Here is a 15,649-nt window from a genome sequence, read left to right on the forward strand (position 1 = left end):
ACACCGGTCGTTCCTGGGTCACCTATTCCGGACACGGCGACGTGGACAGGTGGGCGGACCCGAGTTTCACGACAACAGGCGTTCACAGTCTGACGAATGTTGACATGGTGCCGTATGTGCAGACTTATGCCTGCCTTTCCGGCAACTTTACCTCGACCAGCTGCCCGGAGTGCTTCTCTGAGTCGTGGATAAGGAGTGGCCGGCGGGGTGGCATCGCTCATATCGCTTCTTCGGTAACCTCGTACTGGACCGAGGATGACACGCTGGAACGCAGGGTATTCGATTGCATGTTTGATTCCTCGTTCTTCTGGATAATGGGAGGGTTCAACCGGGCCAAGCTCATCTACTTCCGGCAGATGGGGAACACCGGTACGACGCGGCGGTATCTCGAGATGTACAACATGATGGGTGACGGCGCAATTGACGTCTACGCGCATCAGCCGGTCGAGCTTCAAGTCTCTCATCCGTCGGTTATTCCGATTGGCAACTACCCGTTTTCCGTCGCGGTTCGGACTGCGTCCGGGCCGGTGAAGAATGCTCTGGTGTGTGCGGCAGCGCACGGTGACACGACCGTGTTTGCAGCCGGATACACCGATGCCGCGGGGGAGGCGCTGCTCAACATTCAGACGACCGCACCGGATACGTTGTTTGTGACCGTTACTGGCCATGACCTCAGACCTTATCTCGGCTCGGCGCTTGTGATGCCAGCGGGTGGAGCCTATGTATTGTGGCTACGGACTGAGGCGGACGACTCAGCCGGCGGCAACAATGACCGAATCATCAATCCGGGCGAGACTATCAACTTGAAGATGTGGGTGAAGAACTGGGGCGGCGGCCAGGCGCAGAACGTCCGGACCTGGCTACGCTCAAGCGACCCGAATATCACGCTCCGCGACACGGTGAAATCGTTCGGCAACATCGGGCCAGGCGATTCAGCTTTTACCGGGCCGGACGGATTCGACTTCACCGTAGCGTCTTCCTGCACCAACGGATACCGCCTGGCGTTCTCGGTGTGCTCGAAAGACGCGAACGACTCCTGTTGGCAGAGTCCGCTTTCGCTTTTTGTTGGCGCGCCGAGGCTTTCATATTCGAACTACGAAGTGTCCGACCCGCCGCCGGGCGGTAACGGCAACCGTATGCTTGACCCTGGCGAACAGGCGGACATGGTCGTGACGCTGCGCAATACGGGGAGGGGTAGGGCCTATGCCGTTACCGCTATCCTGCGCTCGGGCGATCCCCGGCTTCGGGTGCTTGACTCGCTTGGTTCGTTTGGGGAGATCGGGCCGGACACGACCGGCGCGAACGGCACCGACCGATTCCGTCTCGGTGTTGACATCTCGACCCCGCGCGAAACCAGATTACCGTGCACATTGTACGTGCGAACCGGGACCCAAACGACCATCTGCGCGTTCGAGGTTGAGGTTGGCGCTATCCGTACCTGTGACCCCATCCCGGACGGGCCAAGGACACCGGCCCGCTACTACGCTTACGACATTACCGACACGCTGTACGACGAGCGGCCGGTCTTCTCGTGGGTTGAAATCCGCGGCATTGGCACGAGGCTGAATCTGGGAGACGACCAGACCCAGACCGTCAGTCTGCCCGCGCGGTTCGGTCCTTGGAACTACTATGGCCAGAGCTACACCCAGATTTCGATCTGTTCCAACGGCTGGATTGCGCCAGGGACAACAAGTTATACCGCATATACCAACACGACCCTGCCGAACACTGCGGCTCCACCTATGGTCTGCCTAAGCTGGGATGACTACGACCCGCGCTATGGCGGAGGGATCTGGTGGTATCATGACACCCTGAATCACCGGTTCATAGTCGAGTATGACAGTGTCGAGTACGTAAGCTCCAGCGCCTGGGACAAATTCGAAGTGATTATCTACGATACCACCGTAGCCAGGTCATCTGGTGACAACGTTATTCTCGTGCAGTACAAGAGTGCGAACAACTACAGCTCATGTACGGCCGGGCTTCAGGACCAGACTCGGACGGTCATAATCCAGTGTCTGTATAACGGCACCTACCACCGAGGGGCCGCGAGTTTTGTGCCCGGTATGGCGGTGAAGTATACCACTGCGCCACCGACCGGAATCAGGGATATGAGCGCAGGAGACATGACCCCCGGGTTCGGCCTTGCTGGCGCATTTCCCAATCCGTTTCGGACCCACACAGCCATCGGATACCGGCTGTCGGCTGATGGGCCGAAGGAAATCCGAATCTACGATGCGTCTGGTCGTCTGGTTCGGGCGCTTTCCGCACATGGTTCAGGGCGTGAATCGCTGGGCGTTGTGTGGGATGGCCGCGACAGCCAGGGTCGCCGGTGCAGCCGTGGGGTGTATCTGTGTCGGCTCGAACCTGGTGTCGAGGCAGAGTCGGTCAAGCTCGTGATGGTCGAATAGGTCTGCAAACGGCGCGGAGCGTTTCTAACCGGGGTCGTGCTTGACTTCGAACCGGTTCCCGGTTAGGTTAGCCATACCGCGAACAGAGCTACAGGAGGAACCATGAAAGAGTTCAGGAAAGTCGGTGTCGTCGGCTCGGGTACGATGGGCAACGGCATTGCTCAAGTGTTCGCTGTTGCCGGGTTCGACGTGGTTATGACCGATGTTGACCAAAAGTTCCTTGACAAGGGACTTGGCACGATAAGGAAGTCTCTGGCAAAGCTGGTCGAGAAGGGGAAGATGACAGCACAGGCCCAAGCCGAGGCGCTCGGCCACATCGCCACTTCAGTCGCACTTGAGGACTGCGCTGGATGTGACATCGTAGTCGAAGCCGTGCCCGAGGATATTGCGCTCAAGAAACAGATATTCTCAACCCTTGACCAGGTCTGTGGCCCGGACGCAATACTGACGACGAATACTTCGACCATCTCTGTCACCGAAATAGCTGCAGCCACGAAGCGGCCGGCTAATGTTGCAGGTATGCACTTCATGAATCCGGTGCCGCTCATGCAATTGGTTGAGGTCGTGCGCGGACTGGCAAGCTCGGATGACACGATGTACGCTGTGGTGGAACTGGCTAGGAAACTTGGCAAGACCCCGGTTGTCGTCAACGACTCGCCCGGGTTCGTGTCCAACCGTGTGCTTCTGCCGATGATCAACGAGGCGATATTCTGTCTGGAGCAGGGTGTGGCAGACAAGGAAGCGATTGACTCGGTAATGAAGCTCGGCATGAACCATCCGCTCGGGCCGCTAGCGCTTGCCGACCTCATCGGGCTGGACGTGTGCCTTGCGATTATGAACGTCCTTTACCGGGACCTTGGCGACCCAAAGTACCGGCCGTGTCCGCTCCTCAAACGGATGGTCGCAGCCGGGTATCTGGGCCGTAAGACTGGCAGGGGATTCTACGACTACACGCCGAAGTAGGCAGCCCCGGCTTTCGACTTCAACGGACGAAAAGGACCGCCGCGAAGCGAGGCTGGCTCGATTGCCGCGAAGAATATCCTCGACGGGTTCATAGATGAGATGCGCGGGCAAGCAAGAATGTGACATTTCGCTACCCACAGGGTGGTCTGGTACACTGCCTGCCCTGCTGTTTGGGTGGCGGCTTGGCTATTTGCCTGGCCTAGTCCTTACCCGGCTGCCCGGCTCGCTGTCTGGGTAGCTACTTCCATCGCCACCTGACTCGCTACCTGCCCTGCCGTGTGTCTCCCCGCTTGGCTTACGGCTTGACCCACCGCGCAGCTCACGGCCTGTCCATAGACTTGCCTCGCAGCGTGGTCCACTGCCGGGGGCGCGGCTTGCCCCATCGCCTGCTTCGCAGCTTGGCCGGGCGCTTGGCCTGCGGCCTGGCCCGCCGCCTGGCTTGCGGTCTGGCTTGCTGTCTGCCTAACTGAAATGCTATCGGGGAGAATACTATCGAAAGCTGCGGAGAAAGATGAATCTGTCTTGACTAGGATAGGCGTGGTTCTATAATCGGCCGTGCTGTCCAAATCCGGTAATCGAGCCGCGCGGGCCAGAGCCGCGAATGAGCGGCTCGCACATTATCAGCGCACCGGCGTGCTGACGGCGTTCGAGCTTACGCGCCTGGCTCAGATGCCGAGTCCCGAGCGATTGAACAAGGGACCAGTTGTCGTAGTGGAGTGCGTTGAGCGGATACCGTGTAATCCTTGTGCTGATGCCTGTCCGCGCAAGGCGATAACCATCGAGGGGAATCTGACCGAGTTGCCGAAAGTGGATCAGGAGAAGTGCAACGGCTGCATGATGTGCGTGGCCCGCTGTCCTGGGCTGGCGATATTCGTGGTGGACTGTACGTATTCGAAGGCCGAGGCAACGGTTGCCCTGCCGTATGAGCTTTTGCCCAGACCGGAAAAGGGTCAGAAGGTTGCCGCATTGGACCGTACCGGCCGTAGGGTTGCGACCGGCACGGTGGTTAGGGTGCTTGATTCGCCGGCAACGGACCGGTGCGCAGTTGTTGTCGTCGCAGTGCCAAAGAGGCTGTGGAACGTGGTGCGGAGTATCAGGGTGAAGGGTAGGAGGTAACCGTGATGCTGGCGATTGTTCTCGTGCTTGTTAGTTCGGCGCCCCAGGTGCCGGTTTCAGTCGCAGTGTCGGACGACGCGCTGGCAATAATGGGTAATCCGGCAGGACTTGGGGTCAATCAGTCCTGGGATTTCTATTGTATGTACAACCTACGCCGGAGTAGTGTGTGGCAGAACTGCGCTCTGTGTGGCAGGCTTGAACAGCTCGGCGGGTTCTGGGAGCCGGGTAGCCGGTACGGCCTTGGCCTGGGTTTAGGGAACAGGGGTCTGTACGGCGGTGTCAAGCTGACCCGGGACAGTTTGACAAGATGGGGCCTGGGTGCGCTGGCGCGGCCGGTGCGCTGGCTTTCGGTCGGCGCGGTCTGGAACGACCTGGGCCATAACTGGGGAAGCGTGACAGCCGGCATCGCACTACGGCCGTTCGGAAACCGCCTCACCCTGTCCGCAGACGCACTCGGGTCAGCACCACTGCGGCCGGTTGTCGGATTCGAGACTGAGCCTCTGAATGGCGTGGCCCTGGCCGGCAGGCTGAAGCCTGATGACATGAGTTTCTCACTCGGTCTTACCATCGGCCTGGGCAGGATGTCAGTCGGTACGGTCGGCTCAAGGGTTGGTCAGAAACAGCAGGTCGGAGCGGTCCTCAGGTTGGGTAAGCAGAAGCGTCGAAGCCTGCTGCCGTCCAAGAAACGGTATGTTGAGGTGAAGCTTGTCGGTTCGGTTGCTGACCAGAAACCGGGCTTCAGTCTTTCAGGTTCGCGGCCGGCCCGGACCACCTGGGAGCTGCTTGACCTGGTGCAGCGGGCACGCAAGGACAGAAGTGTCTGCGGTCTGGTTCTGAAGCTCGAGGGTTTCAGTCCGGGACTTGCCCAGGCCCAGGAACTGAGGTCAGCCCTGGCTGATTTCAGGGCCGCAGGCAAGAAGGTGTTCGTCTATGCTCCACACCTCGGAATGATGGAGTTCTACGTCGCATCCGTCGCGGACCGCATCCTGTGCTACCCGCTTGGTGACGTGTCAATTCCAGGTGTTACCGCAACCGCGCTGTTCCTCAAGGGCACGCTGGAAAAACTTGGTATTGAGCCGGACGCAATCCGGCACGGCAAGTACAAGTCCGCAGTTGAGACGTTCACTGAGGATTCGCTCACCGAGACGAACCGGGAGCAGATTGAGGCGATGCTGGATGCGGTGTTTGATGATTTCGTCGAGCAGACCAGCAATGGCCGAGGAATCGGCAGGGACAGCATGGAACGGCTGGTGAACATCGGCTTCTTTTCCACCAGGGAGGCAGCACAGTGCGGGCTCGTTGACGAGCTGTGCTACCCGGACGAGCTGGATAGCATTCTGAAGAAGCAGGTGCCAGGGTTCGGCAAGATGTCCGAAAGTTCGTATCGTGGGATTGAGGACTACGAGTACGACTGGCAGCGGCCGGCACAGGTTGCCGTGGTGTATGCAACCGGTTCGATTGAGACCGGCGAGTCTAGGACTGACTTTCTTTCCGGCGAGATGACGATGGGCGCGAATACCATCGTCAACGCTTTGCGTCGGGCGCGTAAAGATTCGCGAGTCAAGGCGGTTGTGCTCCGGGTTGATTCGCCGGGCGGAGACGGGTTTGCTTCAGACCTTATCTGGCGAGAAGTAGAGTTGTGTCGCAAGAAGAAACCGGTGGTGGTCTCGATGGGCAATGTTGCTGCGTCCGGCGGGTACTACATTTCATGCACGGCCGACAGAATATTCGCCAGCCCGGGAACGGTAACCGGCTCAATTGGCGTGTTCAATCTCAAGTTTGTAACAGAAGGCTTGTACAACAAGCTCGGAGCCAGGCGTCAGGTGCTGAAACGCGGTGCGCACGCCGGAGCGATGTCGGACCAGAGGCCGCTGACACCAGAGGAGGAGTCACTCTTCACCCGGCAGATTGATGAGTTCTACCGGCAGTTTGTCGAAAAGGTGGCATCAGGTCGAAGGCTCAGGTACGAGCAGGTGGACTCGGTAGCTCAAGGCCGGGTCTGGACCGGCCGGGATGCCCGACGGGTCGGACTCGTTGATTCGCTTGGTGGAGTGCTTCCGGCTCTCGAATGGGCCAAGACACAGGCAAAGCTCAAAGACTGCGAGTGTGTGTTCTATCCAAGTCGGAAGGCTGGTCTGGGTCCGCTCTTGGAGCGGCTCGTACAGGCACTTGTGCCGAGGGTTGCGCTGTGGCCATGAGAAGAAGGGGCCGAGGGTTCAAGGGTTCAAGGATTCAAGCCGTGCGCCGGAGGTCCGGGTTGAATCGTGATGCAAGGGTGACCGTTGTTTGTCGGTGCGAGGAAGTGACGGAGCAGGAAATACGGCAGGCGATTCGGAACGGACACCATTCCTTGGAGGAGTTGAAGCGGGTGCTGCGGATCGGGATGGGACACTGCCAGGGCAGGGGATGTCTGCGCATTATCGCCCGGCTGATACAGGAGGAGACCGGGATTCCGGCCGCGAGTCAGAAGATGCCGCTTCCGCGACCACCTTTGAAGCCGCTGCCAATAGGAATGCTGGCAAACTGGCAAGATGAGTAAGACAGCCGATACGGTGGTTATCGGAGCCGGGATAATCGGCGCTGCCACCGGCTACTATCTGGCCAAGCGAGGGCACAAGGTTATCGTTCTGGAAAAGGATTTTCCCTGCGCCGGTTCGACCGGCAGATGCATCGGCGGCATTCGGGCTCAGTTTACCCATGACCTCTCAATTCGGGTGATGCTCGAGAGCATCAAGGTCTTCTCGACCCTGAAAGATGAACTCGGACAGGACATTGAGTGGTTCCAGGGCGGTTATCTGTTTCTGGCTTTTGACGAGCAGCGCGAGCAGGCGTTTCGTAACGCCATAGCGATTCAGCGGCAATACGGACTAAGGGTGGACTACATCGGGCCCAAGGAGTGCAAAACCATCGTAGCGGACCTGAATACCGATGGACTTCTGGGAGGAGCCTGGTGTGCAACCGACGGCCAGGCAAATCCGTTCAAGGTCACTTACGGATACCTTTCTGGAATCAGAAGGTTTGGCGGCGAAGTCAGGTGCGGGAGTGAGGTCACGGCAATCCGGGTGCACAAAGAGCGAGTTGTCTCGGTATTGACCGCAGACGGAACTGAATTGTCCACACGCAACGTGGTCAATGCCGCTGGCCCATGGGCAGGCCCGGTCGGCTCACTTGCCGGAGTCAATGTTCCGGTCAAGCCGGACCGGCACGAGTCACTTGTCACTGAGGCGGCTGAGCACCTGTTCAACCCTATGCTCGTTGATTACCGGCCAGACGGGTGCTATTTCCTGCAGCACATCGGAACCGGCCATTTCCTCGGATGCTACACGCCGGCCCGGCTTGTACCCGGTCACGGCACAGAGTCGACCGATGAGTTTCTCACCGAGATGCCAAGGAGAATGGTGCGACTGGTGCCGAGGCTTGCCGGTCTGAAAGTCCTCAGGCAATGGGCCGGTTCGTACGAGATGAGCCCGGACGGGAATCCGCTGTGCGGGATTACGCCAGTTCAAGGGTTCTACGTTGCCGCAGGTATGAGCGGCCACGGGTTCATGTTCGGACCCGCAATCGGAAAACTGATGGCTGAGCTGATTGACTGCGGTCAAACTTCCCTGCCGCTCGACCAGTTCAGCCTCACGCGAGACTTCGGCCAGGCCGAAGCGATGAAATAGGCTGCCGGCATGAGGCCGGACAGGTTGAAGGAGGTTTGGATGTCAAAGTATACTTGGACTATCGTCATACTCGCCACAGTGTGTTTGCTGGCATCAGCACAGACCAGAGTGCCGGGTAGCGTTGCGGTGCAGGTCGAACAGGACAAAGGCGTACCTCAAAGGATGAACCTGCAGGGCTATCTGACAGATAACCAGGGCAACCCAGTAAACGGCGTGCGCTCAATGCAGTTCAGGCTCTACAGCGGCACCAACGTGCAATGGCAGGAAACACAGTCGTGCTCAGTGAACTACGGCCTGTTTGCCGCCACGCTCGGAAGCGTGTCGCCAATACCGGAGAGCGTGTTTGCACCGGGTGCGCCACGCGAGCTGGAGCTTGTGGTCGAGGGTCAGACGCTCTCGCCCCGAGTCGCGGTCACAAGCGTCGGGTTTGCGTTCCGGGCCAACACCGTATCGAGGCCGTTGAGCCCGGGCATAGGGGAGACCGAGATTGCAGATCGGGCGGTGACCATGGCTAAGATAAGTGATTACGGCGCATTACAAGGCTATGTCATAAAGTGGAACGGGTTCAATTGGCAGCCGATGCCGGATTCAGCGGGCGGTGTGAGCGGGCCGGCAGGTGGAGATTTGTCGGGCAGTTACCCGAACCCCCAGGTTATCGGACTGCGAGGCCGACAGATTTCAACTGCGACGCCGTATGACCATGACGTGCTTTCCTACGACGGGTTCCGCTGGCAGCCGCTAGAGCCGGGTGGTGATATTGAGGGTGAGATAAGTGACATCGTTGTCGTGGGACTTCGCGGCAGAGAGATATCCACAACCACGCCGTACGACCATGACCTGCTTTCCTACGACGGGTTTCGCTGGCAGCCGCTTGCTCCAGGTGGCGACATTGACGGTGAGATTTCGGACATTACGGTAACCGGACTTCAGGGCCGACCAGTGTACAATACCTCACCCTCGACCGGCCAAGTGCTCACCTGGTATTCCAGCCGTTGGGAGCCGCGTTCTCTGGGTGGCGATGTCAGCGGAAACGCATACGACCTCAAGGTAACCGGGCTGCAGGGTCGGCCCGTGTCAACAACGTCGCCGAGCACCGGCTATGTTCTGACATGGTATTCTAGCCAGTGGACACCGAGGCCGCTACCCGGACAGGACGAATTCGGCTCGGTCCGACTTGTTGACGGAAAGGCGCGAGTAGAGCTGAGTCCTGAGATGAAAGAAAAAGCTGTGCGCGGATACTACGTATTCCTCCAGCAGACCGGTGGTGAGCCGGTACCGGTCGTTGTCAAGAAGCATGAGACCTGGTTTGAGCTGACAGGACCCCCAGGTTCTGACGCCGAGTTTGATTATCGGGTCAGCGCTAGAGCAGAACAATGAGACGTGCGCTTGTCTGTGCTGTCATAGGCGGGTTTACGCTTGCGGCATCGGGCCAGCCGGTCGTGCTCAGCCAGAATGTGCTGGACGACGGTGGAAGGGTGATGTTGTTTTCGTCCGGATACCGCTGCGGGTTCAGCCTCGGTCAACCGGTCGCGTCCGGTTGGCTTAGGAGTCAGGCCTATCGGGCCGTGCTTGGCTTCTGGTGCCGGCCCTTTGCGATGGGTGGTGTCAGTGGAAATCAGGTGGAGCCGCTGCGGGCTGCAGATGTCAGTTTTGAACCATGCTGGCCCAATCCGTTTGACCGTGTGACTCATGTCTCCTACGTACTTCCGACCGAGACCAGTGTGAGTCTTGCAGTCTATGACCGCAAGGGCAGTCTTGTCGGTACGCTGGTGCGGGGTAGGCAGGCCGCGGGCCGGTACCTGGTGACTTGGAACATCAGGGCGGTATCGGAGTCCAGTTTGCCATCGGGTGTGTACTTCCTCGAATTGTTGGCCGGGCAGACGCGGTTGGTGCAGAAGGTGGTCATAACCCGTTAGTTGGTTAGTCCCAGATTTGCTCAGCCCGGATGCGCCGTTTGGCGCATCCGGGCATAAAGAGCAAAGGAGGCAGAGATGCTTTTATCCCGTCGCTTCCAGAGCATTAGACTAACATAAGAGTGCAATGGTTGCAAGAGAAAAATTTGGCTCTGGGAAAAACGTAGCTTGGCCGACTCACGTGCCGAGTTTGGGACGCCTCAATACTACTACGGGCGCAGCCGAGCTGGGCCGTTAGTGGCGCTGCGACTTGGAGGCAGCCGGCGCAGGCCCTTCCCGAGCCTGCGCCGGACCGAAGGAGCAAAGGAGGCAGATGCTTCGTAACCCTTGCATGAAGTTCGACGCTAGGACACAGGCAAAGGTTTCCTAGTAGAAAACCGGCCTCAGATGGGGTCTGACCCGGTGGGTCGTGTCTGACCCGGTGTGCGTGTTGCAGACGGTAGATATTCGGGCTTCAGGTTGTGTATGCCCCAGAAGATGTTGGTTCTCAGCCGGCGGTCCTTCCGGTAGAGACGCTCCAGGAAACGGCGGACGAGCAAACGCATACCATTCTTGCTGAATGAACAGCGGTTAACGACTGGTCTGATGCCGAAGCTGCGTAAGTATGACCGGATAGATGGCTTTTCGACATAGTACAGCGGTCGGATGACGGTCAGTCTTCCTTGGAATAGCTCTTGCCGAGGGAGGAAGGTGGAACCGGACGACGTCATGAGCAGATTCATGAGCAGTGTCTCGGTCACGTCTTCCATATGATGAGCCAGCGCTATCTTGCTTGCGCCAACTCGGTCTGCATAACGAAACAGGGTTTTGCGACGTTCGCGGGCACACACAAAGCACGGCCTGAGCCCGACAGGTTTCAGTTTGGATGGCACGTCGACACTTGCCACGTAGCACTCTAGGCCAGCCTTCGCGCAGGCGCGCTGTACCCGTGAAGTTTTCCAGCTCTCGAATCCGGGGTCCACATGAACCGGAATTACCTGCCACTCCCTGCGCAAACGCTGGTTCAGACGATTGAGCGCATGGAGCAGACACAGGCTGTCAGCCCCGCCAGAGACGCCAACTACCAGTTTCTCGCCTTGCTTGATGAGGCCGAAGCGATCGATACACTGTTTTACCGACCAGAGCGTTCGCCGGATGGTAGCTGGCAGCGGGTTCTGGACTATCAGAGCTGGTCCTCGGGCAATTTGACCTCGGGATACTTCTTCAGCAATTCCAGAAACATGCCCTGAATCTCAGGCAGCCGCTCGGGGGTCCTGGCCTCAAACCGCAGTACCAGCACCGGGCCCGTGTTACTGGCCCGGACCAGTCCCCAGCCGTCGGCGAAAACGACCCTTGCACCATCAATGTCAATGACCTTGTGCTGGCGTCTGAAATGATCCCGCAGTTCGGACACTACCCTGAACTTGGCCTCGTCCGCGCACGTGACGCGGATTTCCGGCGTGGAATAGTAACGCGGGATTTCAGCAGCGAGCTCAGAGAGCCTGCGGCCGGATGAGGCGATAATGCGCAGGAGCCGGAGCGAGGCGAACAGTGCATCATCATACCCGTAGTAGTTGTCGCGGAAGAACATGTGGCCGGACATCTCACCAGCTAGTAGCGCATCTTCTTCCTTCATCTTAGCCTTGATGAGCGAGTGACCGGTTTTCCACATCAGTGGCTTGCCACCCAGAGACTCGACGTATTCGACCAAGCCTTGCGAGCACTTGACATCGAATACGATTATCGCCTCCGGCTTCGCAGCAATAACTTCCTTGGCGTAGATTCCCAGAAGCTTATCACCGTACACCATCGTACCGGTCTCGTCCACAGCACCGATTCTATCCGCGTCGCCATCGTAGCCGATACCGCAGTCGGCACCTGAAGATTTCACTAGCTCTGTTACCTGCCGCATGTACTCGGGTACGGTCGGGTCAGGGACGTGGGCAGGAAACGTACCGTCCGGCCTGAGGTTGATGAAAGTCGGCTCCACTGGTGTGCCGGCGAAAAGTCGTTCCAGCAGGATACCGGCGGTGCCGTTACCCGGGTCAAAGACGACGCGAAGCCGGCCTGGGATCGTTACTTTGGCACGCAATGCCTCAAGGTATGCCGGGATGACGTCGGTTCGGGCCAGTTTGCCCTTACCCTGGTCGAATCGGCACTGCTCCATTACTTGGCGCAAGGTCTGGATGTCCCGGCCAAAGATTGTGGTCTTGTTCAGGCTGACCTTGAACCCGTTGTACTCGGGTGGGTTGTGGCTGGCGGTGACCATGATGCCGGCGTTGCAGTTCAGGTGGAACTGAGCGAAGTAGAACACCGGGGTCGGCACAACGCCGATGTCTATGACTGAAAGCCCGGTCGAGCAGATACCTTTGGTCATGGCCTGCTGGATGCGCGGGCCGGAAAGCCTCACATCCCGGCCGACGACGCACCGCTTTGCGCCATGCTGGAGCGCGTAAGTTCCAAACGCCTGACCTAGACGGTAGACTTCATCATCACGCAGTTCAGTGTCAGCAATGCCTCGAATGTCGTACTCGCGGAAGATCAAAGGGTTCATAGTTGAATGATAACAGAAAACAGGTCCGAAATAAAGGTGGCAAGGGCAGGCCATGGCCTGCCCTTGAGCGAATCTGACCTCAGGGTTACTTGCTCAGGTTGCCTTCGATTTCTACCGTGTTGGTCCAGATTGAAACTATGCCCAGCACTGCGTTGATAAGCGCGTCAACAAAAGACCAATAGGTCTTGACCCGTACCTGTTTGAGTCCGTGCTTGGCGATCAGGTCGTTGGTGTTGTTATTGGTTATCGGTACCAATCCCCAGAGCACGTACCAGTTCTTCATTGTGACCCGGGCGCTCGCCGGCTCCAGTTCCGCCAGCAGCCGGATGTCACTCTTCGGCGGCGCGGTGACCAGCACTGTACCGCAGCCGACAGTCATCAGCAACGTAGCAGCGAGACAGACAAGGACAACGGTCTTCTTCACGATACCTCCTTTACGATGATGGCTATTAGCACCTGCCAAGCAGGTCACACGCTAATGTATTAAGACATAATCGATTGTCAAGCACGGCAAACAGACTACGGTCGGCGCTGATCGGCGAATAGGGGGTAGAGTCTGACCCGGGTCTCTTCGTCAACCGGCTGGAAGCACTTGAACTGTAGCGAGTGGGTGGCCCGGCCCTGAGTCAGGGAACGGACCGAGGTAGCATAGCCGAATGTGCGGGCCAGCGGCACCTCGGCAGTAACAATCTGGTGGCCTTTGACTGCTTCCAGCTTAAGAACCTTACCTCCGCGGGCAGTCACATCTGCAAGCACCGACCCGACGTACTGCTCCGGAGTGACGACTTCGAGTTCCATTATTGGTTCCAGGAAAGTAGGGGATGCCCGTAGAAATGCCTCGCGAAACGCCTGGCTGGTCGCTACTTTGAAATCCACATCTGAGGAATCGGTCTCGTGGAAGGCACCGTCCACGATGCGAACCCTGGTGTTCAGTACTTCATATCCAGCCAAAACCCCGGCCTCAAAGCAGTCACGGATACCCTGTTCAATCGCCGGTATGAACTGGGCCGGTATCGCAGCCTTCTTGATTTCGTTGACGATGCTATTGCCTTCAGTTGAAGGCTCCAGCGCAAGTTTTACCACCGCGTAGTGACCGCGGCCGCCAGTTTGCCGGACGAAGCGACCCTCGGCGCTTGCTTGTGCAGTGATGGTCTCTCGATAGGACACCTGGGGTTTACTTGAGTGTACTCCGACTTTGTAGTCCCGCTGCAGACGGTCAAGCAGTATCTCTAGATGCAGTTCTCCCATGCCGGACAGAACAAGCTGACCGGTTTCCTCATCAGTGCGAACCTTGAAGGTCGGGTCTTCAAGCGCAAGCGTGGCGAGCGAAGTCGAAAGTTTTTCTTCCTCGGCCTTTGTCTTGGGCTCAATGGCAGTGAATACGACCGGTTCCGGGACCTGGATAGACTCGAAGGCGATGGGATGGGCGAGGCTCGCCAGGGTCTGGCCAGTGTGTGAGTTCTTGAGTCCGACGACGGCACCGATTTCTCCGGCTGACAGGGTTTCTACTTCTTCCTGCCGGTTCGCGTGCATGATGAGTAGTTTGGAGACACGCACGCGTTCCATTTCCGGGATAGCCATGACGACATGGCCCTGGCGTACTTTGCCAGAGTATACCCGAATGTAGGAAAGCATGCCGCGGTGCGGGTCAGCGGCAAGCTTGAAGATAAAGCCTGAGAAGGGTGCTGATGGGTCTGCCGGTCTGGTTTCTTCCTTACCGGTCTTTGGGTTCGTGCCCCGCGCGGGCAGCACGTCGAGGGGGGAAGGTAGGTAGTCAACAACGCCGTCCAGGAGTTTCTGGATGCCCTTGTTCCGGAATGCCGAGCCGCAAAATACCGGTACAATGCGAAGGTCTATCGTACCCTTGCGCAGGGCGCGTTTGAGTTCGACTGGCTCGATTGGCTGGCCATGTACGTATGAATCGAGCAGTTTCTCGTCAAAGGTTGTGAGTACGTCGAGCATCCGGTGCCGGTATTCCTCGACCTCCGCCTTCCGGTCTTCAGGAATTGGGCCGGATTCGTAGCTTGCGCCCAAGTCGTCGGTGTGCCAGACACAGGCAGTCTGTTCGATCAGGTCAATGACGCCCCTGAAGCTATCTTCGACGCCAATTGGAAGCTGGACTGGGACCGGAATTTCCTGGAACGTCTCAGCCATCATCTTGACAACGCGGTAGAAGTCTGAGCCGACCCGGTCCAGCTTGTTGACGAAGGCGATGCGCGGGACGTGGTACCGGTCAGCTTGGCGCCAGACTGTTTCCGACTGCGGCTCGACGCCACCGACGCCACAGAAAACTATTATCGCACCGTCCAGGACCTTGAGACAGCGTTCAACCTCGATGGTGAAATCAACGTGGCCCGGCGTGTCGATGATGTTCACCCGGTGGTCACGCCAGGCGACAGTCGTGGCCGCGCTCGTAATGGTGATGCCGCGTTCGCGTTCTTGAATCATCCAGTCCATCTGGGTCGTGCCTTCGTCAATCTCGCCCATCCGGTGAATCCGGCCGGTGTAGTAAAGGATGCGTTCGGTGGTCGTGGTCTTGCCGGCGTCAATGTGTGCGGCAATGCCGATGTTGCGAAAGCGTTCGAGCGGATAGTCAGGCATGGTCGGTTATGGTATCGGCAGCCCGAACCTTGTCAATGTTACCGGAGATGTTATCAAGATCGAACTGGACAATCCCCGGCGTCCAGGGCAGGGCGAAGAGCAGACACAGAGATGCCGCGGGCAGCCGGACCAGTGGCTAGAACGTGGGACGTCGGGAACGAGAAGTCGCACTAGCCGGTATTGCCGTGTCCAAGTGCAAGCGCTGGCTCGAGGTTGACCGGCTCCTACTAGATTTCACCTGCCGCGACAAAACACCTTGACAGCCAGGAAGTTTTCGGTGAGACTTACGCCGACGATTGGTGTCCGGAGTGCCTTGGCGGCTGATGCCTAGATCGCCTGGTGTCGTTAGGGGCCGTGGCGCAGTTGGGAGCGCGCTTGACTGGCAGTCAAGAGGTCACGGGTTCGAATCCCGTCGGCTCCACTAGAATCGAGAATCGAACCACAACG

12 protein-coding genes and 1 tRNA gene are annotated in these 15,649 nt (G+C 58.4%); 9 read left to right on the top strand and 4 right to left on the bottom strand.

The window, feature by feature from the left end:
- From ABIL25_03970 to ABIL25_04005, 8 genes are all read left to right on the top strand, one after another.
- The coding region (locus ABIL25_03970; protein MEO0081437.1) for a C25 family cysteine peptidase at positions 1 to 2,411 on the top strand (2,411 nt) is incomplete at its 5' end.
- Between the two features lie 102 nt (positions 2,412 to 2,513).
- Positions 2,514 to 3,374: a 3-hydroxybutyryl-CoA dehydrogenase gene (locus ABIL25_03975; protein MEO0081438.1), complete on the top strand. Its 861-nt coding sequence runs from the start codon at positions 2,514 to 2,516 to the stop codon at positions 3,372 to 3,374.
- Positions 3,375 to 3,929: 555 nt separating this feature from the next.
- A complete protein-coding gene (locus ABIL25_03980) occupies positions 3,930 to 4,490 on the top strand; it encodes a 4Fe-4S binding protein (GenBank protein MEO0081439.1) in 561 nt (186 codons plus the stop codon).
- A 5-nt stretch (positions 4,491 to 4,495) separates the two neighbouring features.
- Complete coding sequence (gene sppA, locus ABIL25_03985; protein MEO0081440.1) at positions 4,496 to 6,688, top strand: signal peptide peptidase SppA; 2,193 nt, start codon at positions 4,496 to 4,498, stop codon at positions 6,686 to 6,688.
- Complete coding sequence (locus ABIL25_03990; GenBank protein MEO0081441.1) at positions 6,685 to 7,029, top strand: (2Fe-2S)-binding protein; 345 nt, start codon at positions 6,685 to 6,687, stop codon at positions 7,027 to 7,029. The genes sppA and ABIL25_03990 overlap by 4 nt, the downstream gene beginning before the upstream one ends.
- Positions 7,022 to 8,155: an FAD-binding oxidoreductase gene (locus ABIL25_03995; protein MEO0081442.1), complete on the top strand. Its 1,134-nt coding sequence runs from the start codon at positions 7,022 to 7,024 to the stop codon at positions 8,153 to 8,155. Before ABIL25_03990 ends, ABIL25_03995 begins: the two co-directional genes overlap by 8 nt.
- A 39-nt stretch (positions 8,156 to 8,194) precedes the next feature.
- Complete coding sequence (locus ABIL25_04000; GenBank protein ID MEO0081443.1) at positions 8,195 to 9,532, top strand: hypothetical protein; 1,338 nt, start codon at positions 8,195 to 8,197, stop codon at positions 9,530 to 9,532.
- The gene (locus ABIL25_04005; protein MEO0081444.1) at positions 9,529 to 10,071 is read left to right on the top strand and encodes a T9SS type A sorting domain-containing protein; all 543 of its coding nucleotides are present in this window, start codon (positions 9,529 to 9,531) and stop codon (positions 10,069 to 10,071) included. The genes ABIL25_04000 and ABIL25_04005 overlap by 4 nt, the downstream gene beginning before the upstream one ends.
- Positions 10,072 to 10,451: 380 nt before the next feature.
- Here ABIL25_04005 and ABIL25_04010 read toward each other — a convergent pair whose 3' ends face one another.
- The 4 genes from ABIL25_04010 to fusA all read right to left on the bottom strand — a co-directional run bounded on the left by ABIL25_04010 (position 10,452) and on the right by fusA (position 15,202).
- A complete protein-coding gene (locus ABIL25_04010) occupies positions 10,452 to 11,279 on the bottom strand; it encodes a tRNA 2-thiocytidine biosynthesis TtcA family protein (GenBank protein MEO0081445.1) in 828 nt (275 codons plus the stop codon).
- Positions 11,231 to 12,601, bottom strand: coding sequence for a phosphomannomutase/phosphoglucomutase (locus tag ABIL25_04015; protein MEO0081446.1), 1,371 nt, complete (start codon positions 12,599 to 12,601; stop codon positions 11,231 to 11,233). The genes ABIL25_04010 and ABIL25_04015 overlap by 49 nt, the downstream gene beginning before the upstream one ends.
- A gap of 85 nt (positions 12,602 to 12,686) precedes the next feature.
- Positions 12,687 to 13,025, bottom strand: a complete 339-nt coding sequence (locus tag ABIL25_04020; GenBank protein ID MEO0081447.1) for a hypothetical protein — start codon at positions 13,023 to 13,025, stop codon at positions 12,687 to 12,689.
- A 95-nt stretch (positions 13,026 to 13,120) separates the two neighbouring features.
- On the bottom strand, positions 13,121 to 15,202 hold the full coding sequence (gene fusA, locus ABIL25_04025; protein MEO0081448.1) for an elongation factor G: 2,082 nt from the start codon (positions 15,200 to 15,202) through the stop codon (positions 13,121 to 13,123).
- 348 nt (positions 15,203 to 15,550) lie between these two features.
- Here fusA and ABIL25_04030 point away from each other — a divergent pair.
- A tRNA-Ala gene (locus tag ABIL25_04030) sits at positions 15,551 to 15,623 on the top strand.
- Positions 15,624 to 15,649: the final 26 nt, after the last annotated feature.

The organism is candidate division WOR-3 bacterium (assembly GCA_039801365.1).
Lineage (GTDB): Bacteria > Hydrothermota > Tepidihabitantia > Tepidihabitantales > Tepidihabitantaceae > JBDRUN01.

Bases quoted from the DNA above. Each gene is read 5' to 3' on its own strand.
- ABIL25_03975 (MEO0081438.1), top strand. From the start codon at position 2,514: ATGAAAGAGTTCAGGAAAGTCGGTGTCGTCGGCTCGGGTACGATGGGC.
- sppA (MEO0081440.1), top strand. From the start codon at position 4,496: ATGCTGGCGATTGTTCTCGTGCTTGTTAGTTCGGCGCCCCAGGTGCCG.
- ABIL25_03990 (MEO0081441.1), top strand. From the start codon at position 6,685: ATGAGAAGAAGGGGCCGAGGGTTCAAGGGTTCAAGGATTCAAGCCGTG.
- ABIL25_03995 (MEO0081442.1), top strand. From the start codon at position 7,022: ATGAGTAAGACAGCCGATACGGTGGTTATCGGAGCCGGGATAATCGGC.
- ABIL25_04000 (MEO0081443.1), top strand. From the start codon at position 8,195: ATGTCAAAGTATACTTGGACTATCGTCATACTCGCCACAGTGTGTTTG.
- ABIL25_04005 (MEO0081444.1), top strand. From the start codon at position 9,529: ATGAGACGTGCGCTTGTCTGTGCTGTCATAGGCGGGTTTACGCTTGCG.
- ABIL25_04015 (MEO0081446.1), bottom strand. From the start codon at position 12,601: ATGAACCCTTTGATCTTCCGCGAGTACGACATTCGAGGCATTGCTGAC.
- fusA (MEO0081448.1), bottom strand. From the start codon at position 15,202: ATGCCTGACTATCCGCTCGAACGCTTTCGCAACATCGGCATTGCCGCA.